Origin of the sequence: Pseudoalteromonas sp. MSK9-3 (assembly GCF_003590335.1) — a bacterium.
Taxonomy (GTDB): Bacteria; Pseudomonadota; Gammaproteobacteria; order Enterobacterales; family Alteromonadaceae; genus Pseudoalteromonas.
In genome coordinates, this window is the sequence record NZ_MIET01000046.1 from 25,986 (window position 1) to 49,667 (window position 23,682).

The window sequence follows — 23,682 nt, forward strand, 5'->3', positions numbered from 1 at the left end:
GACAATATCCTTGTTGCTAGCTAGCAATAGCTCTTTTTGCTTTTTCAACCGCTTTGAGTATTGATTGCTTAGTGGATGGTTTGGCAATATAGGCGGTTAAGCCAAGCGTTGCCCACTTGCGGATCAGATCTTTGTTTTTGTTACTGGTAAGCGCAACGATGGGTAAGTTTTTACAATGGCTGATATTTCTAATATTGCGAGTGGTGTTGTACCCATCTAACTCAGGCATAAACAAATCCATAAAAATCATATTGTATTTTTGTTTTTTTAATTTTTTTATTGCGATGAGCCCACTAGATACAGCTTCTACATTATGGCCCGCATTAATTAGTATTTTACTGATCATCTCTCGATAGATTTCGTTATCTTCTATGACCATAATTTTTATATACTGGCTCTCTGCCTCAGGCTTGTTTTGAGCTGGTTTATCATTCTGATAGTCTGTTACTTTTTGATTTGTTTCTGGCAGAGATTTTTCAATCAACAGTGCAGAAAGCTCAGCAAGAGACAATTGCTTGTTTTTAAGGCTGTTGGTGAGTTCTTCAATACTCATGGCCAACTTTTGTTCAAGTTGGTCGAGCAATGGGTTGATATGCTGTGCTTTAAGTTCGTTCATAAGTGCGGTTTGAATATCGTTAACGCCCTTTGCTTGGTCGATGTTTTTCCGAGCTGTGGATAGTGTATGCTGTGCATCTGTGTGGTAAGCAGATGCATCGTCGATAAGCTGTTTTAAGCTTTCGTCTATGTTACCAAAGTGCTCTTCTCTAATGTGGGTGGTGTCATGAGCATTTTCACAGCGCAACAATGCATTGTGTAATATCATGCGCAAGCGGTAATTTTCATACATGGGTTTATATACGAAGTAATCGCAGAATATATGTTTCATACAGCAACGAAACCCAACCCCTGATTCTTTATTTTCACATAATAAAATGTTTTCATGGGGGTAGTCTAATAAACCCTGTTCGACGAGTGTTTTATATAATTCAATGCTGGCACTGACACTGGGCATGGCAAGAATGAGAACATGAGGAGCAGAGTCAATGATGACATCTTTTATATCCCGAAACTTAGTTAAAACGCGAAATGCAGTTATTTGGGAACTAATAACATCACTGACGCCACCCAGTTCATCCACTTTGTCACAAATTAGTATGACTTTAGGGTGGCGTTCGACATGTTCAATTTCTTTACGAGACATAGTGAAATTCCATAAATAAACTGTCCTTAAACCGACTGCTATAGTCAGCACTGAGGGTTAATCACACTGTGTTTTTCAGGCTGAGAACTAAGCCATTATTACTATGTACTCTCTGACTATAGTAAGGTTATGGTGCAAAGCAATAGTGGTTTAAAAAGTATTCAAAGTTCTTGTTTTGATAGCATGCTCACGAAAATGCGGTCTTTAGGTTGTACCCACAAAATAAGGAATGTGTGTGCGGCGTGAGGTTTTTAATGCGTCAAAATGAAATTCACGCTACAATTGCGACTGTATATCATTACCCCTTGCGGTAGCATTTCACAAGTTTAAGGTTTCCAGTTTCTTTAATGACGGACATAACAACACACCGTGCCTCTCGTGCTCGCTTGTTAATTGCTTTGGCAATTACCTGTACCTTTATGGTGATCCAATTAATTGGTGCCTATTTTTCTAATTCTTTAGCTGTTGCAGCAGATGCTGGGCATTTGTTTGTCCATAATAGCAGTTTATTTATTGCGCTTATTGCATCAACATTGGCAATCCATTTAGCTAAGACATTTCACGATGGATATAAAAAAGCAGAGTATGTTGGTGGATTAATTAATGGCTCGTTGTATTTAATTATTTCATTGGTGATCTTACTTGAAGGTTCAGAACGCTTTATAGATCATAGTCAAGGGCATGATTTTGAAGTAAATACGTATTTAATGTCTGTGATTTCAGCGATTGGGTTTTTATTTCATGGCGCATCAGCATGGGTACTGTATAAAGGCAGAAAAGACAGCATTAACGTTTATGCGGTATTTTTGCACTCATTTTTTGATTTGCTATCAACGGTATCGACCTTTATTGCAGGTATACTGATTTATGTAACAGGCTATGAAGTGATAGACATTATCTCAAGTATGCTCATTTCATTGTTTGTGCTGTTTACTGGGGTAAAAGTGATCCGTAGCTGTGTGATAGGACTGTTCTTTTCTTCCCCTAAACTGCCGAAAATACAGCATATTGAGACGAAAATATTAAGTACAGAGCATGTAGAAAGTGTACACAACGTGGCTATAAGTGAACTGGATGGAAAGTTGGCTGTTGGTGCACATATCGTGTTAAAGCATCATTGCACGATAGATAAACACGATGAGTCGTGCCGAGCTCAAATCGAGACGCTACTCAAGCAAACATTTGATATTTCAAGTTGTGTTTTACAAATTGAGAGCCATGATTGCCCTGATCATTAGGTGTAGTTAAATTAAATCTGATTGTTGCGGTTTATAACTTGGCAAAATAGCTTTTTTCTTTTACCTTTAAGAGACTTAAGTTAAAGGACATGCCATTGTTCGGATTGAATAATAAATACAAACCTGTTGCGTTCACTGTGATACTCGCAATGATCGGTGGGTTTGTTAATTTGTTACCATTTTGGTTCTTGGATAGTTCTGAGTTCCTTTTTGGCCAACTTTTTGTTTTAAGTTGTTTGGTCTTATTTGGCTGGAAATACGCAGTATTAGCTGCGTGTATTACGGGCAGTTTTATCTTTTATCGTTGGGGTCATAGCTGGCCATCTGTGGTGTTCTTGCTAGAAATACTGTGGCTTCAGTTTTTGTGTGTCCGCCCTCAAAAACCTTTTTTCATTCGTGGAATAGGCTTTTGGTTCGTTGTTGGCCTGCCTTTACTTTTTGTCTTTGGCTTTTACGTTCTAAACTTACCCTTATTAGTCATTTTCACCGCCTTAGCTAAGTATTTTATTAATGCCACACTTTATTTAGCGGTGATAGATTTACTCAGCTTTTTTTTAGTGAGAGCGCTATGGCGTGCTCAACCACTCTACGCCATTTTAAACTACACAATAAGCTTATTGGTTGTATTAGTGGTACTTATCACGTCGATTGTGCTGACAAACAATCACTACAGCCGTATTGAATTTGAAGTACAAGCTCAACTAGATGAGACTTCAGAGACAATTAACCAGCAAATTGAAGACTATTTACAAAGCTATGTTCGAGCAATCTCAATGACGGCAAAGGGGATCGCCCACGGTATTGATAAAAGCTTTGCGCTAGAGCGGTTGATTTCGATGCATTCTGGCTTGCGCACAGCCATCGTTTCAGATGAACAAGCTTATGTGTCGCATTATTACCCGCAAGCCTTGAAAGAAAGCTTGATTGGCGACATGCCCTCTATTGCCGATCGTGATTACTTCATACAAGCGCCATTTCACCCTGATGGATATGTCTCTCATATATTTAAAGGGCGGGGGTTTGGTGACGATCCTATCGTGGGCATTTCTGCGCCTATTTTCATTGATGAGCAATTTAAAGGGGTCGTAGAGGCGTCGTTAATATTTGAGTCCCTTGAGCAGTTTATTCCTAAGCTGTTGTCGCAAAGGGGTGAGTTGATTGTGCTTGATGCGCGTCACCAGGTGGTTTACAGCTCATTGAAGAGCGATTTCAATACACTGGATATGATACCGAAAGAGGTTTTTAACGATTGGCTGTCTAGTGAACAGCAACTATTTACAACGCAGCACGGCCAAGTATTTTACCGACAAGCATTTAAATCAAAAGCGTTGAATTGGACGGTTGTAACGATGCTTGAACGTAAGTATGTCAACCTTGCGGCGGCGGCTGCATGGGGGCAGTCTTTGTTGTTGGCAATATTTATCATTGTGTTAAGTAGTATTTTTGTTAGTCAACTTACACGCATGTTAGTTAAACCAATAGCCGCGTTGAGCGATGATATTCACCGTTTTGAACCCGATAAGTTAATAGAAGACTCATCTCATTCTGAAACAAGTTGTTTAGAAGTTATTGCCTTACAACAACAGTTTAATCAGTTGGCTTTTAAGCTCACTATGAATTTTTCAAAATTGCAGATGGCCAGTGGTGAAAATGAGGCGCTTAATCGACAATTGACAGACTTTAACGCGAAGTTAGAGCAGCAGGTAGATGAAAAAACACAAGAGTTGATAGCAGCCGTTGCCGCAGCAAATAATGCGAGTAAGGCAAAAAGCCAGTTTTTGGCGAATATGAGCCATGAAATACGTACGCCACTCAATGGGATCATAGGCTTAACTGGGCTGTTAAAAGAGCAGCTTGAAAACGATGAAGAGTCAGCTCACCAATTAGGCATTATTCAAACGTCTGCGCGTAATTTATTGCTTATTCTGAATGATATTCTTGATTACTCAAAAATTGAAGCGGGCGCATTGTCGTTGGATTTACATCCCACAGATCCCTTTAGAATGTTTGATAGTTTGGCCGCTGTATTCAGACAAACAGGTATTAAAAATGGGGTGTCTTTTGAATATCAAATTGATGCAAAGCTACCCGAGTATGTGCTTATTGATTCATTACGGGCCACGCAGGTCGTTAATAACTTGCTCAGTAACGCGGGTAAATTTACCGAGCAAGGCACCGTCAGCCTCATTGTTAAATTTAACAATGAGCATATTGAGGTGCAAGTTATAGATACAGGGATCGGGATATCGAATGCTCAGCAAGAATTACTTTTTCAGGAGTTTACTCAGGCTGATGTGTCAACAACAAGAAAGTATGGCGGAACAGGACTTGGTTTGACGATCACTAAGCGTTTGGTTGAAGCAATGGCGGGGACTCTTTCTCTAGAAAGTAAAGTGGGAAAGGGGAGTACCTTTACCATTGTTCTGCCCGCAACGCCAACAACTGCTGATAAATCGACAGCCACGTTGAATGTAGTGCCGGATCTGAGTGGCATTGATGTGCTACTTGTTGAAGATAATATGGTTAATCAAATTGTAGCATCGAAGATTCTGGGTAAAACGGGCTGTAATTTGTCAAAAGCCAGTGATGGACTTGACGCTTTATCTCACTTAGAAAAGCACCCGACCACGTTAGTTTTAATGGATTGCCAGATGCCAAATATGGACGGGTTTGAGTGTACTCACCAGATCAAACATGCGCCAAATAAATATGGAACCCCTTACATTATAGCTATTACTGCGAATGCATATAATGAAGACAGGTTAAAGTGCCTGCAATTTGGCATGGATGATTTCGTTGCAAAACCCATTGATGAACAACTCTTATTTAAAGCTATTTCCCATTGGCATAATAGCTAAAAACCTTTCAACAACTGCTATGTTTACCATTATTTATGTTTATGATGCGCAAGAACACGTTTGGTCATGCTTTAACCCTGCTCTTGATACTCCACTGATACTGTAAAAGGGGTAATGCGTATATAAACAATGTTAAAGCTTTGTATGGCTTTAAACCTTAATGTGATGATAATAGCAATAATTCTCATTTTTTACATTCATGCGGTTGATAACTATTTTTGTTTAGATTAAACTTAGCTTTAGTTAATGTTATTGAGATTGGTTTTCATTCATGTATATCTGCATATGCCACGGCGTCACAGACAAAAAAATAGTTCAAACCATTGAAGATGGGGCAACTAGCATGCGTGAGCTCAGTAGAGAATTAGGTGTTGGCACACAGTGTGGTAAATGCACAAATTGCACCAAGAAAATACTGAATGAACAGCTTATAGACATTGTTAATGTCACTGAGCAAGTGGCTTAAAATTTATTGTAAATGGTTATTTTTGAAAAGGGTCTTTAGGCCCTTTTTTAGTGGGCGTTTGACGAGAAGCGCTGAGTGTTTACGTATTTAACCTTTCTATTATCAGAGCATGTATTTTACGCGCTTGGTGCTAAAATAAAACTTACCAATATAATATACCTCCCTCATAAACCAACATACTAAATACAACAGGTTTGGAGTATGAACAGGCCTGCACTTTAGTCAACATGTACCGTGATCCGGTTATTACCTCGGTAAATTAATTCCTTGAGTTCAGTCATGGAGTTCGTTATGGTGTGCAAATATTTAATTCATTGATTATTTTGTGCATAAATCATTTTTTTTAATCATCATTTTACTATGCCAGCCTCTGCTGGACAGTTTTGATGTTGAAAATAATAATGATGCTTTCCATTTAACGACCCATTTACTGAGTGCGGCACAAACCTTAGAGGCGCATTGCGCAGCTGCTAATGATCATGAGCGTCATACACTTCAGCATGACAATTTAAGTAGCCAACTTTCAGAAGCTGCAGACGAAGCACACTGCCACGCCTGCCATATAAGCCATATATTATGGCTCGATATCTTAACATCTAACATTGGTTATCGGTCTGTACTCAATTATCAAAGTACGTCAGCGTTTATCAATGCACAGTATACTGTACTGTTACGCCCTCCTATTTCTTAGTAATTAAACACCTCCAAACGTTTATTTTAATAATTACTAAGAGTCAAAAATATGAAAAGTGTAAGCTATATGGGCACTATGTCCATGATAGGCGCTCTTTGCGTCTGTTTTTTATTATTACTGCCGCTTTCTTTAAAAGCCCAAGAAAATGAGCATAAGCACGAGCCAAATCCCGAGATTGAACTGACTCCCGCGCAACAGTTAACTGCGGGTATTGAGAGTCAAGCTTTAGCGTTAAGCAAAGGAAAAACGTTACTGATGGCACCAGCTGAAGTTGTGAGCAATGATTTTACCACTGAATTGGTGAGTGTTGCTGTCGCATCACAAGTAAAGTCTCGCTACGTGAGTTTAGGAGAGGAGGTTGCCCCACAACAGAAGCTCGCAACATTATACAGTTATGAAGTCGCAAAAGCACAGATCCGTTATCGCCTAGCCGAAGATGAATGGCAACGAGTAACCTTGTTACAAGGAGAGGCGGTGAGCGATAAAGAGTTTCTGTTGGGTAAAGCCGAACGTCAGGCTGCCGCAAGTCAGTTAAGGGAGTATGGGTTTAGTGAAAAAGACATCGAAAAAACCCGACTGAAGGCGCCACATCTACTTGGTCTATATAGCGTCTATGCGCAGATTGGCGGGAGTATTTTAGCAGAAGAGTTGACCATAGGACGCCGGTTTTTTTCAGGAGATGTGATAGCGAAAGTGAGTAATGAAGAGCAAGTATGGGTAGCAGCTCGATTTCCACAAAACACAGATTTAACGATATTAAAGAATGCTTCTATTCGTATTAAACTAGAAGATAAAACCTTTACTGCGCAGTTATTGCAAACTGGGCATAGTATTGATCCGACAACGCGCACCGCTATTGTGCAATTGGTTGTAGATAACCCCAATCATGATCTTCATGCTGGCATGTTTGTTATGTCTGAATTTGCCGTCACCAGTACACAGCCACAGTTACTCATACCTCGGGATGCATTAAGTCAAAGTACAGACGGTGATTGGCAAGTATTTATTGAGTCAAAGCCAAACCATTTTATTGCTAAAGAAGTGGGTGTAAACAAGGAACATGGTGAGAAGGTAGCCATAACCGGGATCCGTATTGGTGAAAAAATTGTCACGCACGGTGTGTTCTTCCTAAACGCTCAGGCTAAGAAGTCTAGCTTTGATGTCCACAACCACTGAGGGGGACCTTATGTTTAATCGATTGATAAGCATGGCTATTGAGCACAGAGTGTTGGTATTAGCTGCCTTTTTAACCGCGACGATATTGAGCGTGATGCAAGCATCTAAACTTAGTCTTGATGCATTTCCGGATGTGACCAATATTCAAGTCGCCGTCAATACGCAAGCGCCAGGTTTAGGTGCAGAAGAGGTGGAAAAACTCATTACATATCCGATTGAATCGGTGATGTATGCGCTGCCTGATGTAGAGCAAGTTCGCTCAATTTCTAAAACAGGGCTCAGTGGGATCACTGTGGTATTTAAAGAAGGTGTAGACATATATTTTGCTCGACAGTTAGTGTTTGAGCGGTTACAAGAAGCGAAAAGCCTCATACCACGTGATATTGGTACACCTCGAATGGGCCCTAACACGTCTGGATTGGGGCAAGTATTCCAGTATGTGTTGAAAACTAGCCCAGGAGCAGAGGTTGATTTAATGACGCTGCGTAGCCTGAATGATTGGTTGGTAAAACGCTTATTGATGCCAGTCGATGGTGTTACCGACGTACTGTCATTCGGTGGGCAAGTTAAACAATATCAAGTCTTATTAGACACCGAGAAGTTACTTGCCTACGGGATTGCTCAGTCGCAAGTGATGGAAGCACTATCTGATAATAATCAAAATGCTGGTGGGTGGTATCTTCCTAGAAGCGCAGAACAAGTGAGTATTAGAGGCAGTGGGTGGTTTAAAAGCGATCAGGAAGGCCTCGCGGAGATCGCCAATGTGGCAGTAAAGGTACAAAATGGTACGGTGGTTACAATTGCCGATCTTGCTACTGTGACACTGGGCCCTGAAATTCGTCAAGGGGCAGTCACACTGTCTTCAAAAAGCGAAGAGGGTATTGTGACACAGCACGGAGAAGTGATCAGCGGTATCATTTTGAAAAGAATGGGAGCAAATACTTCCGCTACGATTGCGAGTGTGAGTGCGCTTATACCATCGATAAATAAAGCGTTGCCAGACGGTGTCACTGTCGAGCCTATCTACAATCAGTCTAATTTAGTTAATGCTGCTGTTATGACCATTACTCAAGCATTATTAAGTGCGTTTATTATGATCTTCTTTGTGTTATGGCTTTTTATGCTTGATATAACGGTCACAGTTTTGGTGCTACTGGCTATCCCAATTTCAATTGCTGTGGCTTTGATGATGCTTAATGTATTTGGGATCTCCGCCAACTTAATGTCGTTAGGTGGGCTGGCTGTGGCAATTGGGTTATTGGTTGATGGCTCTGTTGTCATGGTTGAGCGTTTATTTCATCAAGCTAAACAAGGAAAAGGAAATGATATACAGCGTCTTAAGTTGGGTGCTCAGCAAGTCGCTAAGCCTATATTATTTGCAACGAGCATTATTATAACGGTGTTTTTGCCATTATTTAGTTTTGAGGGTGTTGAAGCTAAGCTGTTTGAGCCTATGGCAATGAGTATTATCTTTGCACTCATTGCTGCATTGTTGGTGGCGTTGTTTTTACTGCCAGCATTGGCTGCTTTTTTACTCAAAACGACACAATCAAAAAGTGAACCAAAATGGTTGCGTAAATTGGTTAGAGCGTATGAATTGAGCTTGATTTGGAGTTTGAATCACTTAGGAGCCATGCTCATGTTTATTCTCGTTACAAGCATCGCTGCAGTGTACTCATTTAAGCAGCTTGGCAGTGAGTTTGTACCCACCTTGGAAGAGGGGACGCTGAATTTACGCGTCACACTTGCACCATCCGCGAGTTTAGACACTTCTTTGGCGTTATCTCCCAAAATTGAACAACAACTCATGACGTTTCCTGAAGTGACGTACACGCTCAGCCGTGTGGGCCGTCCTGAGTTGGGAGGCGATCCTGAACCAGTAAATAATATTGAAATTTACATCGGACTAAAGCCAAAGCATACATGGCAAAGTGGTCGTACACGGCAAGAGTTAGAAAAAGCCATGTTTGATAAGTTAGCTATATTCCCGGGGGTTTTACTGACATTTTCTCAGCCTATCGCGATGAGAGTCGATGAGTTGTTATCAGGGGTTAAAGCTCAGCTATCAATTAAGTTAAGTGGGCCTGAGCTAGAGGGGTTGAGTGAACATGCGCAGCGAATAGCCGAAGCTGTAAAAGGTGTGGAAGGGGCGGTTGATGTATCCGCTGAGCAATTAGGCGGAGAATTGCAGCTTATTATTACGCCTAAACGTGCAATATTATCTCGTTATGGTTTAGCAGTTAAAGATGTTATGAATGTTATATCCCAAGGTATTGGGGGAGCATCTGCTGGGCAGATCATCGTCTCAAATGAACGATATGATATTCAAGTGCGCTTGCAGGCAGATGAGCGAAGGAGCCCTGAAGCCATCGGTCGCATTAAGCTATTATCGCCGACGGGTGCATGGCTAACTTTGTCACAAGTGGCAAATATAAATTATCAGCAAGGTCCCGCTCAAATTAGGAGAGATGATGTACAAAGGCGTATTGTGATCCAAGCAAACGTCGCTGGCAGAGATATGGGCGGGGTAGTTGATGATATACAAAATAAATTGGATGCAATGACACTGCCACCGGGATATAGCGTCAGTATTGGTGGGCAATTTGAAAGCCAGCAACGCGCAAACGCTAAGCTCATGTTGGTTATTCCGATGGCGCTTATGGGCGTTTTATTACTGCTCTATTTGGCATTTAACTCACTCAGGCAAACGTTGATTGTAGCGTGTGCGATTCCATTGTCATTGATTGGTGGCGTGATCGCCCTCTATTGGTCAGGGCTTTATTTGTCTGTAGCGAGTGCGGTCGGATTTATTACTTTATTTGGGGTAGCCGTGTTAAATGGGGTGGTGTTAGTCGACAGCATAAACCGTCAGCGCAGTGAATATGCATTAACAAAGGCAATAGCAGAAGGTGCGAAGTCTCGCTTTGCTCCAGTACTAATGACCGCAATTACGTCGATATTGGGGCTATTGCCCATCCTGTTCATTACCACCACAGGTGCTGAAATTCAAAAACCACTCGCAACAGTCATCATTGGCGGCATTTTCTCGGCAACGATATTAACCCTCTATATTTTACCAAACTTATATTTTCGAGCTCATAAGTAACTCTAGAACGCATAGCAAGCTTTTTGTTATGCGTTTATTAATCACAATATAAATAAAAATCATTTGCAATAACGTTTGTGCGGTGTATATTCCCTATACCTCATACCCATTGTGTATCTCGCGCTGTGTTACGTACTTAAATTACGGCCGCTGGTTTACAAATTGCATTGTTATTGGATTTGAATTTATGTCATTGACTGAGCAACTTAAAAAGTACCCTAACGATTATGTCGATTTAGCACTGAGCCCTTGGCAAAGTAATATATTGGCAGGAAATCATGCCTATGAACGGGGCGCTTTTTTAGAGGCGAGAGACAAATACATGGCTGCTTGGACGCTCGCCACACATTTGTTAGAGCAATTTTGTAAAGCACATGTTGATCATAATGTTTTAAGTGCTATTGAGCACTGTTGCCCTGCGGTTGTTGTTGCAGCGCATAATTTAGCTGATTGTTATTTGGCTATGGGGCAAGCAACTCCGGCGTGTCACAAGTTGTGTGATGCCCATGAGTTAGTTTCAAAGTTGAGGCAACACCCTGATGAAGATATTGCTCGTATTGCTTACCATCATTTGAATAAAACGAGGCAAGAATTACTGCATTTTGCAAGTCACCATCCCCACTTTCCAGAGCTGATCGTGCAAGTTAATAGTAGCATTAACATACATATTGAACGTTCAGTTACTTTACATTAGTACAAAAAACGAGGAATAATCATGGCTTTTACTCTACCGGCACTGCCATACGCTTACGATGCATTAGAGCCACACATTGATGCAAAAACGATGGAGATTCACCATACGTTGCATCATCAAACATACATTAATAAAGCAAATGCGGCACTTGAAGGGTCTGAGTTTGCAGATAAACCCACTCAGTGGCTTTTAAATAATATAAAAACACTTCCAGAATCGTTACAAAAAGCAGTGCAAGAGCACGTTGGCGGTCATAATAACCACAGCTTGTTTTGGGAAGTAATGAGCCCAACAGGTGGCACATTGCAAGCGGGTAAGTTAGCGACTGCAATCGACGAGAAATTTGGCAGTTTTGACGAATTTAAAGCGCTATTCACTGCGGCAGCAGTAAGTCGCTTTGGGAGTGGTTGGGCGTGGCTTGTTGTTGATGAAAATAAGCAACTACAAGTGACTAGCAGCTTAAACCAAGACAGCCCATTTATGGATCAGCACACGCCGATACTTGGTTTAGATGTATGGGAACATGCTTACTATTTGAAATATCAAAACCGTCGCCCTGAATATATTGCAGCATTTTATAATGTTGTAAATTGGGAAGACGTTGAACGTCGCTTTTTAGGCGCATTATGATCAATTAGATAATGAATAAGTGGTTCTGGGTATTTATATTCAGTACCATTTCCGGCCACCCAATACAAAAAATATACGTTATTATACTCGGTATCTGTATTGTAATGGGTGGTTTATGTATTCTCCAGAAGTATGTCAGCAAGCACGAAAAAGTCGAGATCATCGGTTCGATGGGCTCTTTTTTGTTGCCGTAAAAAGTACTGGTATTTATTGTCGTCCTATCTGTCCAGCCCCCACAGCCCATGAAAAAAATGTAACCTATTACGAGCATGCGTATCATGCAGCTGATGCTGGTTTTAGGCCATGTATTCGGTGCAGGCCCGACTCTGCCCCTGGCAGTTATGCGTGGTTAGGCGTTGAAACAACGGCCGTCAGAGCGAAAAAGTTAATTGATGAAGGCGTATTAAGCAGCATGTCTGTTGGACTGCTAGCTGATAGACTTGGTATTTCTCAGCGTTACTTGAACGCCTTATTTAAAAAATACTATGGCACCAGCCCTAAGCAATATGGCTTGTATAAGCAGTGTGACTTAGCGAAGCAATTGCTGCAGCAAACCCGCTTACCAGTGGCTCAAATTGCATTTGCCAGTGGCTTTAATTCTCTGCGCCGCTTTAATGATGCTTTTGGAAAGCTGTTTTCATTGAGCCCAAGTCAGTTTCGTAAAGAACGTGATGTATCTGATGCTCCGATCAGCCTTTTTATGGCGTTTCGACCTCCTTATAATTGGAAAGCACTTCACCAGTTTTTAAGTGTGCGGTTAATCGAACCTGTTGAGTGGCTCACACAGACAAGTTATGGAAGGAGCTTTTCTTTATCAGGTTATAGTGGTGCGTTTACCGCATATTTTGATGCACAACGCCATGGCTTTAAGGTAGACATTACGATTAATGATATACGTGGTTTACATTTGGTTGTCGCTAACATTCGTCGAGTATTAGATTTAGACGCTGACCCTGAATTTATTAACCAACACATTAGCCAACACTTGTCGGAAGATGTTGTATTGGTAGAGGGGCTGCGTTTACCTGGTATTTGGGACCCATTTGAAGCGGGAGTAAGGGCAATTTTAGGCCAGCAGGTAAGTGTAAAGGCGGCTAAGAACTTGTTGTGTAAATTAGTTGAAAATAAGGGGACTGTGGGGGGACTGGGTGATATCCTCTTCCCAACCCCAGAGATATTGGATACTTGTGATTTTGACTTTTTTAAAATGCCAGCATCACGAAAATCGGCTCTAAAGAGTTTAGCGAGCTTCTGTTTAGCGCATGCTGAAAACGATGATTTAAGTGCTTGGTTGTCGATAAAAGGCATTGGCCCTTGGACTGTTGACTACGCGAGAATGCGGGGTCAAAGCAACCCTGATATTTACTTAGGTGGCGATTTGGGTGTAAAGAAAGCGTTTGCACAGGTTGGTCATCTAGATACAGAAAAATGTGCGCCTTTTCGAAGCTATCTCACATTTCAATTGTGGAGTACCCTTTAATTATAAGGTTCGCACTTCGTTTAGGGCAGCAAAATTGACTCACTTGAGTATACTGTTACTAAGAGAGTGATTGTTTGGACCTGATTTTGTTATTACGTAGCTTGGTTTATGCCGTTATTAGTGTGAGTTCATCGCTGTGTTTTGCTGTTGAAGTGACCTTTTGCTATGAAGATAAAGAGTTGTCGCCAGCCTATATGGGGAACGGACAAGGTGTTCCACGTAACAACCCGGGTGCTGCAATTGAAATTCTTCGGCAAGTGGATGTGAGGCTACCAGAAATAACCATTAAATATGTACGTAAGCCTTGGCAACGATGCCTACATGAATTGAAAAAGAATAAAGTACATGCCGTGATCGCCAGTTATAGGTCAGAGCGAACACAATTTATGCAGTACCCAATTAAAGCCGATTCTAAAATAAATCCAGCGATGGCTATCAGTCGGTTTGGGCGCTGTTTGGTAGGAAAGCAGGTTTTTTATCAACATATGGAGCAACAAGACAAGGCTTTCTCGTTAGCTATTCCTACGGGATATTCAGCAGCCTCGAGTCTAGATGCTAAGCGCTTTGCGATAGTAAATACCAGTTCTCAAACGCAATCTTATGAATTGGTAATGAAAGATGTGGTTGATGGCACAATAGGACTGTGTTTGATCAACGGAGAGAAAGTACGTGCGTATCCCTATTCAAAAGAGCTTGTGTCAGTTTACCCACCATTTGATATGAGTTATGGGTTTTTAACGTTTTCAAAAGAATTTTTCGCCCAGCATCAGAGTGAAATTGAAACAGTTTGGTCGCTTTTAGCTACAATGCCAGTTGCTGAGTTTTATATGAATTACCTTGAAATGGATGAAGATGCGTTGGAATAAGCACTTCGTTTTGATGAGCCACCATGTCACCATAGAAAATTGCACAGAGGTTGGGTAGACTACAGCTCATTTTTATCATTGGTAACGGTTTGGTATGGCTCAACTCTATTTTTATTATTCAGCAATGAATGCTGGTAAATCGACAACTTTATTGCAATCTGCGTTTAATTATCGTGAGCGTGGTATGAACCCGTTCATATTGACTGCTGCAATAGATAACCGTGAACAAGTCGGTAAAGTTGCTTCGAGAATTGGGTTGCAAGCTGATGCACATGTTTATGCCAACGATACGGATTTACATAGTCTCATTAAAAGCCATCATGAGCAGGCTAAACTCGATTGTATTTTAGTTGACGAATGCCAGTTTTTAACTAAGCAGCAAGTAGATGAGTTAACCGATGTGGTTGATAAACTTGAGATCCCTGTTTTGTGTTATGGACTCAGGACTGACTTTAGAAGTGAGCTGTTTGAAGGGTCTCAATATTTATTAGCTTGGGCTGATAAATTGATCGAGTTAAAAACCATTTGTCATTGCGGGCGCAAAGCGAATCGGGTCTTGCGTACTGATGAACATGGAAAAGCCATTGCCGATGGTGCTCAAGTAGAAATTGGCGGAAACGATCGGTATGTTTCAGTGTGCCGCACCCATTATAAAGCGGCGTTAAATCAAGTTTAAAACTTGAAAAATAACGTTATAGAGCCCAAGCTTAGAGGTAAAACTTCTTGGGCTATTATGACGAATCAAAATGAACCACTGGCATTGTTCAGCAGTGAGCCTAAACAACATAAACCCCAATCAGCGCGTGATACAACATTAGCCCCATGGTTAGTTTTAATTGTGGATGATGATGAGTCTGTCCATCAGTTGTCTACGCTGGTGTTAAGAAGCTACCAATTTGAGCAACGCGCTCTTAAACTATTACACGCTTACAGTAAATCTGAAGCGCTTACCATATTACAAGACTCACCAGACATAGCCTTAGTGCTACTTGATGTCATTATGGAGACAAATGAGGCAGGGTTAGAATGCGCTCAAGAAATCAGGCAAACGCTTTGTAATGAGGCGGTGAGAATTGTACTCAGAACAGGCCAGCCAGGTTCAATCCCAGAGCATGAGCTAATGCTCAAGTATGATATTAATGACTATAAAACCAAAACTGAATTGACTAAAGAACGTTTGTACACCGTGATAACCGCTTCGTTACGTTCATACGAACACTTGGTTAAATTAGCAAATATGGCAGAAAAGTTAGCCTCATTTAATGAGGAGCTTGAAGAGTGTGTCGCAATAAGAACCAATGAGTTAGAACAGCGTAATGCGGCGCTATTGATTGCGCAACAAAAGATTGATGCGCAGCAGCAGGTGCTAGTGCAACAAGAGAAGTTAGCCTCTGTTGGGCAGTTAGCGGCTGGGATCGCCCATGAAATTAATAATCCGTTAAGTGCGATAAGTAGTAATAATGAGTTTATCTCAGAGCATTTTGATAAGTTAAATGGTGCATGGTCACAGTTACGTTTGGCCACACAAGAGCATCAGGAACTGACCGCACTTGTGAGGGATATTGAAGGCCAGTTTGATTTACTTTGGATCGAAACTGAAAGCCAAGACTTAGTGAACGAAACTAAACAAGGGCTAACTCGAATCGCGCATATTGTAAAAGACTTAAATGTTTTCACTAACTCAAGTCAGCAGGTTACATCGGGAAATTATATTGGTGAGGTCTTAAATACTGTGCTTGGTGAACTAAACATTGAGTTATCAGCCTCATTTAGAATGCACATTGAGTGTGACGATGCGTTTAATGCGGCCCCAGATCTGCTAAGCCAAGCTTTAAGCTGTATCGTCAAAAATGCACTAGAATCACAGTGTAGTATGAACCACCGTGTTGAAATATTTGCAAAACGTAAAGAGCGCTGCTTAGAGGTAGCCATCACTGATAGGGGATGTGGAATTTCAGCAGAGAGTATCCATCAGATATTTGACCCATTTTATACGTCTAAGCCGATTGGCTCCGCGACAGGGCTTGGTTTGACTATCGCTAATTCCATTGTGAAAAGTCATAATGGCACCATTCATGTTGATAGCAAAGTTGACTTTGGTAGTACGTTTACTCTTACGTTTCCATTTTGGTAAAGCCGGTGGAGCCTTGTTAAACGCGAGCGAGGATACATCACCGCGTTAAGGTTTATTGTACTTGTGTGTCTAGAGCGCATCATTTAAGTAATAGTGATACGCTGCGAACACTGCTATTTATGTAAAGCTTGGCGCTGTGCTTGAGTCATGAATGACCATGCTAAGAAACGGCTTTGCTTTTGACCTTGGGCCATTTTAATCACTTTAACCTCTGAAGGGGTTACTTTATTTAGCGCTTTTTTAAGTGGTTGTAGGTTATCTTTATTTGAGACTAAAGAGGTAAACCAGCCACATTGCTGCGAGTATAATTTGCTCTCAGCAATCATTGTTTTGATGAAGCGCAATTCACCGCCCTCGCACCAGAGTTCAGGCGCATGACCACCAAAGTTAAGTGTTTTAGGGGGGGCTTTTTTTAGGTTTTTCCACTTTCGTGCTGTACCCGCTTGTGCTGCCTGCTTACTGCTATGAAATGGTGGGTTGCACATGCTAAAACTGAGGGTGTCGGTGGCTGAGATAATATGCTTAAAAATAGAGCGTGGCTCGACCTGATGGCGCAGTTTTACGTTTAAATTATTAGCAGAGCAAATTGTTTGTGCACTTTTCACGGCTTTTAAGTTTACGTCAGATCCAATAAATTGCCATTTGTATTCTGCACATCCTAATAGAGGGTAAATGACATTAGCGCCCGTACCAATATCGAGCCCTGTGATCTTGGTAGTCTGTATGTCTAAATCATTTGCTAATAGGTCAGCAATTGCGTGAATGTAATCTGCTCGACCGGGAACTGGTGGGCATAAAAACTCATCGGCGATGTCCCAGTGTTCAATATTGTAATGGTGTTTTAGCAGTGCTTTATTGAGCGTTTTTACCGCTACTTTATTTGAAAAATCAATGCTAGTGTCACCCCTTGGTGTCACTGTGGTGAATTTAGATAATGATGGCAGTGCGACGACCAAAGACTCAAAATTATAACCGTGCTTATGTTTATTTCGTGGGTGCATAAAAGTTCAGACTAGTAATGTTGCCTCTATTATAGCGAAATCATCGTCTGCTCGCCTAGTATTGAATTAGAGATTGGCATGCTGTTGCTGTAATAAAAAACAACTGGTACGATGAGGTAAGTCGATATAATAACAATGAATAAAAAATGATTATACAAAACTCTTTGCATACTCAGTTGAGTGATAAACAAACTTTGCACTTACGCCATATTTATCAAGAAGGTGCAAAAGGCCCGAGTGTTTTTTTCATGCATGGTGCAGTTGAAAATGGCAAGATTTTTTATTCAGAAAAAAATAAAGGACTTGCGCCATTTTTAGCCTCTCATGGCTTTCATTGTTATGTGGCTGATTTAAGAGGGCGGGGCGAAAGCTTACCGGCAATATCATCAAGTTCTGAGTATGGCCAAAGTGAATCGATTATTGAAGACTTGCCCGCTATGTTAAATTTTATTGAACAACACCACGGTGACTTCCCTAAATACTGGATTGCTCATTCTTGGGGTGGCGTACTCATGAATAGTTATTTTGCTCGTTTTCCTGAGGCGGTGAATAAAGTGGCGTCATGCGTGTATTTTGGCTCTAAACGCAGTTTATATAACCATCATGTTAGTAAATATTTTCAGGCCAATTTATTGTGGTTTGGACTGGCTCATTTCTACACTAAAAAACATGGTTATTTGCCGGCTAAGACATTGAAGTGGGGGAGTGATAATGAAACGAGAAAGTCTCACAAGCAAAGTGCACAATGGGCAAAAAGAGCGCCTTGGATAGACAGTGATGATGGGTTTGATTATGGGAAAAAGTTGGAGGGTAAAGCACTGCCGCCTACTTTACATGTTGCTGGCGTGAAAGATAAAGCGCTGGCACAACCCATAGATATTCAAAAGTTTATAGATGAGTCTGGTTGTGGTGTACAGCAACTGTCGGTGTACGGGCGTCAATATGGACATAAACATGATTATGGCCATATTGATATGTTAACGCATAAATGTGCGTGTGATGATCAGTTTAAGGATCTGTTGTCGTGGTTTGAGCGTTATGATCAGCCGGAAGAATCGTTGACATAAGTTTTTCGTAGTGACGCCAGTTAGAGCGTGGTGCTTGGTTTAACGGTTGTCTGACTTGGGCCTTACTCAGTGTATTTACTTTGTGGCGGGCTTTATGAAACTCTAAGCATTCAGGTTGAAACTCTTGATACATGAAGTTTAATACTTTACGGATCTCAAGGGCGGGTTCATCCAATAAATCTTCGTAGCTTACACTGTATATATTACGCGGTATCATTGCTTTGAAATGCGACATAGTATCGTCATGGAACTGTGCATAAGCCTGGAATTCCGTAAGAGAACAAAAGTAAGGCTCATTTTCAGCAAAGTGATTGCTAAATACAGACCAAGCTGTAGCGTGAAAGTTGCGGGTTAAATGTATAATACGTGCATCTGGAAATAACTTGTATATTAAACCTATATTTTGAAAATTAGCAGGGAGCTTATTGATAACGGCTTGCTCACCCACACGAAGTTTTTTGATTTCGTCGATGTACAACGACCGACAATGGTCGAGCACTGAGGTCGTTAGGTTATTCAAGCAATCAGGGAATGGAGACTCTGAACGATGCGTTAAGAAGGGGACTAGCTTATCACTGATCACTGTACTTTCGCCCATGCTACCAATGTTTGTATGCTGAATGAGCATTTGCTCGAGCAAGGTAGAGCCTGTACGAGGTAGTCCAAGAATAAATGTAGGTACAAATGTAGTATTTACTGTGTCTTTTGGCGTCGCAAAGAAATCTGTATTGCAGCGCGCTTTGATACTTGAGAAAAAAGGCTGCATATATTCTGTTCTAAAATCACAATATTCTAGCTGTGTGCTGTTGGCTAATTTAAAGTAATCAAATGCTTGGTTATAGTCCGCTAAACGATGGCAGCATTTGGCAAGCGCATAATAAACGACAACCTTGAGGCGTTTATTATCATATTCATTTAACAACTCATGTAGCGGGGTTAAATATCCTTCTAAATCTGCTTTTGGTGCAATTTGCACTAATTCATACAGCATGAATGCGGTTACAGCACCTTTTGGGCACGTGATGCCTTTTTCAAAAGTCCGTTTGGCATTATCAATAAAGCCATGATCTAAATAGAATTGACCTAATTCATAATGTGCTTGCGCGTTGTGTCTAGCAACGGTCAAGGTGTATTCTAATACTGTTTTAGCGTCAACTGGTGATCCTGCCTCAATAAATGCATCAGCAAGCGCAAATAATGGGTCGAGCATTTTTGGTAGGTATTCACAGGCTCTTTTTAAGTAATAGATTGCACTGTCATATTCTTCAAGGCGCATACATATTCGGCCAAGGCCAAAAAGGGCAGGGCCATTTTTATTATTTTCTTTCAACACCGCCTTAAACATAAACTCGGCTTCGCGTAATTTATCGTCGGCCAATAGTTCGTTGGCTCTTTTTAGTAGTAACATGTGATTTGTATGAAGATAGAGTCAATGGATAGATAATAAAAATAAAAAGGCGAAATAGCCAATGCCATTTCGCCTTTACTGCTGGGTTACAGTTTTTTTAGAACGTATATGTTGCTTTTACGTAGTAAAAACCACCATTAATTCCATATGGTGATGTTTCATAATATTTACCACCCCAGTTGTTGTTTGGAATACCGGTTGCACCAACAAAATCTAGCTTTTCAGGCTCTTGATCAAATAGGTTGTTGGCACCCACACTGATACTAATTGAATCAGTTGCGAAGTAAGTTACCTCTGCATCGATGGTCACAGACGCATCTGCGGTCTTTGCGGTTGCATCATAATCTACGTGTACACCTTGGTATTCGCCATAGTAATTAGCACGAACAAATGACGAAATCGTTTCCCATTGTGATGACCAAGTAATAGATGAACGATGTTTAGGCAAGTCTTCTTCTAAGCGTTTTACTTTAAAATCACCGGTGATCGCAGAAAACTTATCAACAGTCGTTTCATTCCAGTTGTATGCAAATGCGAAAGTCGAATACCCGTCTAATAAGTCCATAGAGTAGTTAGCGACAACGTCAACACCTTGCGTGGTGGTATCAAAGTCATTGGTAAAGAAGCTCACTTGAGCTAAGCCGTCAACATTCGGAACACCCGCTGCCTTTAGCGCATCTTTATCTGCTTGCGATAGTGCAATTTTTTCAGATTGACTAATGCGGTCAGTGACTTCGATGTTGTAGTAATCAATGGTTAAGAATAAATCACCTGACTGATAGACCGCACCTAACGTATAGCTTTCAGATTCTTCTGGTTGAAGCTCAGTTCCCCCCAATTGCTGTGCAATCGGGTTAGTCGGTGGTAATAGTGCTGAATCTACTAGTACGCCACTGCTTAAGTTTGTTTGTACATTACTGACGTTTGCTTGGCCAACTGTCGGGGCTCTGAAACCAGTACTGATTGAGCCACGGAACGATAGATCATCAGTTGCTTGATACTGAGCAGTAACTTTATAGTTTGTAGTAGAACCAAATGAGTCATAGTCTTCGTATCGCAATGCCCAACCCATTAAAAACTCATCTGTAAATGGTGTTTCAACGTCTACGTAGGCACCATAGTTACGGCGTGTAAATACACCCGCAGCAGATGGTTGAAAACCTGGGAAACCATTAGAACCGATACCAAAGCCTTGTTGAGTAAGCGGGCCTGGAATAAATGAAGCTTCATCACCGGCAATAACTTCAAATGACTCTTCATGCCATTCAAGACCGGCTGCAACATTAACTTCATAGGCTAAGTCAAAATCATAGCCTTTCGATATATCAGCGTTAAAGTTCTTTTCTAATTGAATATATTTACCTGGGCTAAAATCTTGCGGGCTATCAGGACCAAGTGATGCATTCACTGTGTTGGTGATGAAATACCGTGATTCATTGCGACCGACAGAGCCACTCACATCAAAGTAGGCACCTTCAAAATACCCTTCATCAATTTCACCTTTGGTACCCACAGTGAACGACGTATCTGTGATGTTACCACCGAAGAATGGGGTAAAGCCTGCTGGCAGTACCTGATTAAATGCAAAACAATTAGCTGCAGTTAGGGAATCAAGGGCAGCTTGATCTGGTAAGCCATTTGTACCAATTTCAACCACGGGGCAGTTGATTTGTTGGTCGTAGCCATCGAGCGAGCCGACTAATACTGTTGGGTTAGCCGCATCCCACAATTTCTGCTGTTCAGTGTCATTTGGATCTCGGCGAGTTGGTGCACCATTCACATTTCTAATGACACCACCATATACACCTGGTCGTGTTGTTGGGTTACGGTAGTAAAAGCCGCCTTTAACGTCACGTTCTGAGTAGTTACCAAACATGTAAAATTGGTCATTGTTAGACAGCTCTAAGCCGACATTACCAAATAGCGAAATATCATCGTTAATTTCTGGTGCACCCCATACTTGTGCTGGGTTTCTAACACCTTCTAATCCTGCGTCTGTAAACGCTTGTGCATCGGGTCGTTGCACGCTGCGGCTTGTCGCATCGGCTTCTTTATATTGAAAGCTTAAATTTGCGAAACCGTTATCAGAAAAAGGTAAGCCGACATTACCTTCGTAGGTTGTAGTATCACCGTCGCCCTCGAAGAACTGGCCTTTTTTCACTGAAAAACTACCGCCTTCGTCGGCATCTTTTAGCACGAAGTTGATAACTCCGGCAATCGCATCTGAACCATATTGTGCTGCTGCGCCATCACGAAGCACTTCTACTTGCTTTAAAGCAATGCTCGGGATAGTTGAAATATCAGGTCCTTGGGCACCATCATTAATACCACCGCCTAAAAACGCGATAACAGATGAGCGGTGACGACGTTTACCATTTAACAAAATTAATGTGCTATCTGCTGGTAAACCACGTAAGTTTGCTGGTCGAACGAGTGATGCTGCATCACTAATCGGGTTTTGGTGCACGTTAAGCGAAGGCACTGAGCCTTTAAGTAGCTCAAGCATATCATCGCCACCCCCTTTTGCTAATTCATCTCCGCCGATGATATCTATTGGCACTGGTGAATCGCCAACAGATCTCGGCGCAGCTCGTGAACCGACTACCGCAATCTTTTCAATATTTTTTTCTTTAGCTTCATCTTCACCTGCGGCAAATGCCGAGGTAGTTAACATCCCCATCGAGGCTGTAGACGCAAGCGCATACGTGATAGCACGGCTTACCTTATTTATTTGTAATTTCATCCTGTTTCCCCAGTTGATTTATTGTTGTCATAAGTTAAATAACGCTCGGTATTATTATTTGCGCTTTTGAATATATACATATCATTAACTTAAGATGCAAACATAATTTGCATTATTCCAAACTTAGCAGCGTTTTTATCAAAGGCAAACTATTTGATAAGTTTTTGTAATAAATAGGGGTTTTTGGCTGTTTTTTGAACTTTTGGGTGGGTTTTTAATCGGAATTAGACGATGCGAAAATCGCTGTATTGTTCATTCAGAAGCATCAGATATGGTTTTCAACCATATTTTACGTGCTTGTCGATAGGTATCCCAAACACAGGGGCAGCAACTCCCGCCACCGCAACAATCGTCTGACTCTGGTTTTTTTGGTTCAGGTGGAATTTGATTGATATTTTCATGATTTGATTGAGACATAAACATAGCAACAATAAAGACTAAAATCGCATAGTAACATACTCGTATATTTTGCTACACTGTTCTCAATATACATACTAAATTATTGGTGATAATGCGCCTTATCAAAGTTGTTCACAAGGCTCCGTTGCGAGTGGCAAGGATCTCGAAGCGAAAACAACAAGTTCGCTTACGGCGCTCTATGCTTGCGTTAAAAGTGGCTTTAGCTCAAGAAAAGCAAGAAACAAAAGAGATGCTGAGCATTTATAAACGCTACACAATGGGAGAAGGTGAAAAAGCTGAATTAAAAGTGGCGAATAAGCAGCTGGTCGATATTTGCAAAGGACTTGGACTTGGTGTATTTGCACTTTTGCCGTTTGCACCAATTACTATTCCATTAATCGTAAAATTAGGACAATGGGTTGGGGTTGACGTATTGCCTAGCTCTTTCTCTATTAATAACAAGTCAAATCAAAACCGTAAATAAGTGACCTTGAAGGTGTAAATTGGTATTCTAAATCTAG

At 41.2% G+C, this 23,682-nt stretch carries 19 protein-coding genes; 14 read left to right on the top strand and 5 right to left on the bottom strand.

All coding sequences use genetic code 11. From position 1 onward, the window contains the following. Positions 1–16: 16 nt before the first annotated feature. On the bottom strand, positions 17–1,201 hold the full coding sequence (locus BGP78_RS18870) for a response regulator (RefSeq protein WP_119862838.1): 1,185 nt from the start codon (positions 1,199–1,201) through the stop codon (positions 17–19). 347 nt (positions 1,202–1,548) lie between these two features. Here BGP78_RS18870 and BGP78_RS18875 point away from each other — a divergent pair, with 347 nt between their 5' ends. The 12 genes from BGP78_RS18875 (at position 1,549) to BGP78_RS18930 (ending at position 16,543) form a co-directional block, all read left to right on the top strand. Further along, positions 1,549–2,439 (top strand): cation diffusion facilitator family transporter, encoded by an 891-nt coding sequence (locus BGP78_RS18875; protein ID WP_119862839.1) that lies wholly within the window; start codon positions 1,549–1,551, stop codon positions 2,437–2,439. A gap of 89 nt (positions 2,440–2,528) precedes the next feature. After that, positions 2,529–5,297 carry a hybrid sensor histidine kinase/response regulator gene (locus tag BGP78_RS18880; RefSeq protein WP_119862840.1) on the top strand — a complete coding sequence of 923 codons (2,769 nt, stop codon included), beginning with the start codon at positions 2,529–2,531 and terminating at the stop codon, positions 5,295–5,297. A 271-nt stretch (positions 5,298–5,568) separates the two neighbouring features. Further along, the gene (locus BGP78_RS18885; RefSeq protein ID WP_119862841.1) at positions 5,569–5,763 is read left to right on the top strand and encodes a bacterioferritin-associated ferredoxin; all 195 of its coding nucleotides are present in this window, start codon (positions 5,569–5,571) and stop codon (positions 5,761–5,763) included. Positions 5,764–6,088: 325 nt separating this feature from the next. Next, on the top strand, positions 6,089–6,454 hold the full coding sequence (locus tag BGP78_RS18890; RefSeq protein ID WP_119862842.1) for a hypothetical protein: 366 nt from the start codon (positions 6,089–6,091) through the stop codon (positions 6,452–6,454). Between the two features lie 51 nt (positions 6,455–6,505). Beyond that, positions 6,506–7,633, top strand: coding sequence for an efflux RND transporter periplasmic adaptor subunit (locus tag BGP78_RS18895; protein ID WP_119862843.1), 1,128 nt, complete (start codon positions 6,506–6,508; stop codon positions 7,631–7,633). 10 nt (positions 7,634–7,643) lie between these two features. Next, positions 7,644–10,739, top strand: coding sequence for an efflux RND transporter permease subunit (locus BGP78_RS18900; protein WP_119862844.1), 3,096 nt, complete (start codon positions 7,644–7,646; stop codon positions 10,737–10,739). A 187-nt stretch (positions 10,740–10,926) separates the two neighbouring features. After that, positions 10,927–11,433 (top strand): hypothetical protein, encoded by a 507-nt coding sequence (locus BGP78_RS18905; protein ID WP_119862845.1) that lies wholly within the window; start codon positions 10,927–10,929, stop codon positions 11,431–11,433. Positions 11,434–11,454: 21 nt separating this feature from the next. Beyond that, positions 11,455–12,063: a superoxide dismutase gene (locus BGP78_RS18910; RefSeq protein ID WP_119862846.1), complete on the top strand. Its 609-nt coding sequence runs from the start codon at positions 11,455–11,457 to the stop codon at positions 12,061–12,063. 115 nt (positions 12,064–12,178) lie between these two features. Next, positions 12,179–13,543, top strand: coding sequence for a DNA-3-methyladenine glycosylase 2 family protein (locus tag BGP78_RS18915; RefSeq protein ID WP_119862847.1), 1,365 nt, complete (start codon positions 12,179–12,181; stop codon positions 13,541–13,543). Positions 13,544–13,629: 86 nt separating this feature from the next. After that, complete coding sequence (locus BGP78_RS18920; RefSeq protein WP_182912336.1) at positions 13,630–14,409, top strand: amino acid ABC transporter substrate-binding protein; 780 nt, start codon at positions 13,630–13,632, stop codon at positions 14,407–14,409. A 94-nt stretch (positions 14,410–14,503) separates the two neighbouring features. After that, on the top strand, positions 14,504–15,085 hold the full coding sequence (locus BGP78_RS18925) for a thymidine kinase (protein ID WP_119862849.1): 582 nt from the start codon (positions 14,504–14,506) through the stop codon (positions 15,083–15,085). 57 nt (positions 15,086–15,142) lie between these two features. Beyond that, positions 15,143–16,543 (top strand): ATP-binding protein, encoded by a 1,401-nt coding sequence (locus tag BGP78_RS18930; RefSeq protein WP_119862850.1) that lies wholly within the window; start codon positions 15,143–15,145, stop codon positions 16,541–16,543. A gap of 113 nt (positions 16,544–16,656) precedes the next feature. Here the strand turns inward: BGP78_RS18930 and rlmF are convergent, their stop codons facing one another. Beyond that, positions 16,657–17,544, bottom strand: coding sequence for a 23S rRNA (adenine(1618)-N(6))-methyltransferase RlmF (gene rlmF / locus BGP78_RS18935; RefSeq protein WP_119862851.1), 888 nt, complete (start codon positions 17,542–17,544; stop codon positions 16,657–16,659). A gap of 146 nt (positions 17,545–17,690) precedes the next feature. Here rlmF and BGP78_RS18940 point away from each other — a divergent pair, with 146 nt between their 5' ends. Next, a complete protein-coding gene (locus BGP78_RS18940) occupies positions 17,691–18,611 on the top strand; it encodes an alpha/beta fold hydrolase (RefSeq protein WP_119862852.1) in 921 nt (306 codons plus the stop codon). Here BGP78_RS18940 and BGP78_RS18945 read toward each other — a convergent pair. From BGP78_RS18945 to BGP78_RS18955, 3 genes are all read right to left on the bottom strand, one after another. Beyond that, positions 18,553–20,019, bottom strand: coding sequence for a sulfotransferase (locus BGP78_RS18945; protein WP_119862853.1), 1,467 nt, complete (start codon positions 20,017–20,019; stop codon positions 18,553–18,555). The genes BGP78_RS18940 and BGP78_RS18945 overlap by 59 nt on opposite strands. 97 nt (positions 20,020–20,116) lie before the next feature. Continuing rightward, entirely contained in the window at positions 20,117–22,762 is a 2,646-nt protein-coding gene (locus BGP78_RS18950; protein WP_119862854.1) for a TonB-dependent siderophore receptor, read from the bottom strand. A gap of 252 nt (positions 22,763–23,014) precedes the next feature. Then, positions 23,015–23,185 carry an oxidoreductase-like domain-containing protein gene (locus tag BGP78_RS18955; RefSeq protein ID WP_404936059.1) on the bottom strand — a complete coding sequence of 57 codons (171 nt, stop codon included), beginning with the start codon at positions 23,183–23,185 and terminating at the stop codon, positions 23,015–23,017. Positions 23,186–23,273: 88 nt separating this feature from the next. Here BGP78_RS18955 and BGP78_RS18960 point away from each other — a divergent pair, with 88 nt between their 5' ends. Continuing rightward, entirely contained in the window at positions 23,274–23,645 is a 372-nt protein-coding gene (locus BGP78_RS18960; RefSeq protein ID WP_119862856.1) for a hypothetical protein, read from the top strand. Positions 23,646–23,682: the final 37 nt, after the last annotated feature.

Bases quoted from the DNA above. Each gene is read 5' to 3' on its own strand.
- BGP78_RS18925 (WP_119862849.1), top strand. From the start codon at position 14,504: ATGGCTCAACTCTATTTTTATTATTCAGCAATGAATGCTGGTAAATCG.
- BGP78_RS18945 (WP_119862853.1), bottom strand. From the start codon at position 20,019: ATGTTACTACTAAAAAGAGCCAACGAACTATTGGCCGACGATAAATTA.
- BGP78_RS18915 (WP_119862847.1), top strand. From the start codon at position 12,179: ATGTATTCTCCAGAAGTATGTCAGCAAGCACGAAAAAGTCGAGATCAT.
- BGP78_RS18900 (WP_119862844.1), top strand. From the start codon at position 7,644: ATGTTTAATCGATTGATAAGCATGGCTATTGAGCACAGAGTGTTGGTA.
- BGP78_RS18905 (WP_119862845.1), top strand. From the start codon at position 10,927: ATGTCATTGACTGAGCAACTTAAAAAGTACCCTAACGATTATGTCGAT.
- BGP78_RS18875 (WP_119862839.1), top strand. From the start codon at position 1,549: ATGACGGACATAACAACACACCGTGCCTCTCGTGCTCGCTTGTTAATT.
- BGP78_RS18940 (WP_119862852.1), top strand. From the start codon at position 17,691: ATGATTATACAAAACTCTTTGCATACTCAGTTGAGTGATAAACAAACT.
- BGP78_RS18885 (WP_119862841.1), top strand. From the start codon at position 5,569: ATGTATATCTGCATATGCCACGGCGTCACAGACAAAAAAATAGTTCAA.
- BGP78_RS18910 (WP_119862846.1), top strand. From the start codon at position 11,455: ATGGCTTTTACTCTACCGGCACTGCCATACGCTTACGATGCATTAGAG.
- BGP78_RS18930 (WP_119862850.1), top strand. From the start codon at position 15,143: ATGACGAATCAAAATGAACCACTGGCATTGTTCAGCAGTGAGCCTAAA.
- BGP78_RS18950 (WP_119862854.1), bottom strand. From the start codon at position 22,762: ATGAAATTACAAATAAATAAGGTAAGCCGTGCTATCACGTATGCGCTT.
- BGP78_RS18955 (WP_404936059.1), bottom strand. From the start codon at position 23,185: ATGTTTATGTCTCAATCAAATCATGAAAATATCAATCAAATTCCACCT.
- BGP78_RS18960 (WP_119862856.1), top strand. From the start codon at position 23,274: ATGCGCCTTATCAAAGTTGTTCACAAGGCTCCGTTGCGAGTGGCAAGG.
- rlmF (WP_119862851.1), bottom strand. From the start codon at position 17,544: ATGCACCCACGAAATAAACATAAGCACGGTTATAATTTTGAGTCTTTG.
- BGP78_RS18895 (WP_119862843.1), top strand. From the start codon at position 6,506: ATGAAAAGTGTAAGCTATATGGGCACTATGTCCATGATAGGCGCTCTT.
- BGP78_RS18870 (WP_119862838.1), bottom strand. From the start codon at position 1,201: ATGTCTCGTAAAGAAATTGAACATGTCGAACGCCACCCTAAAGTCATA.
- BGP78_RS18880 (WP_119862840.1), top strand. From the start codon at position 2,529: ATGCCATTGTTCGGATTGAATAATAAATACAAACCTGTTGCGTTCACT.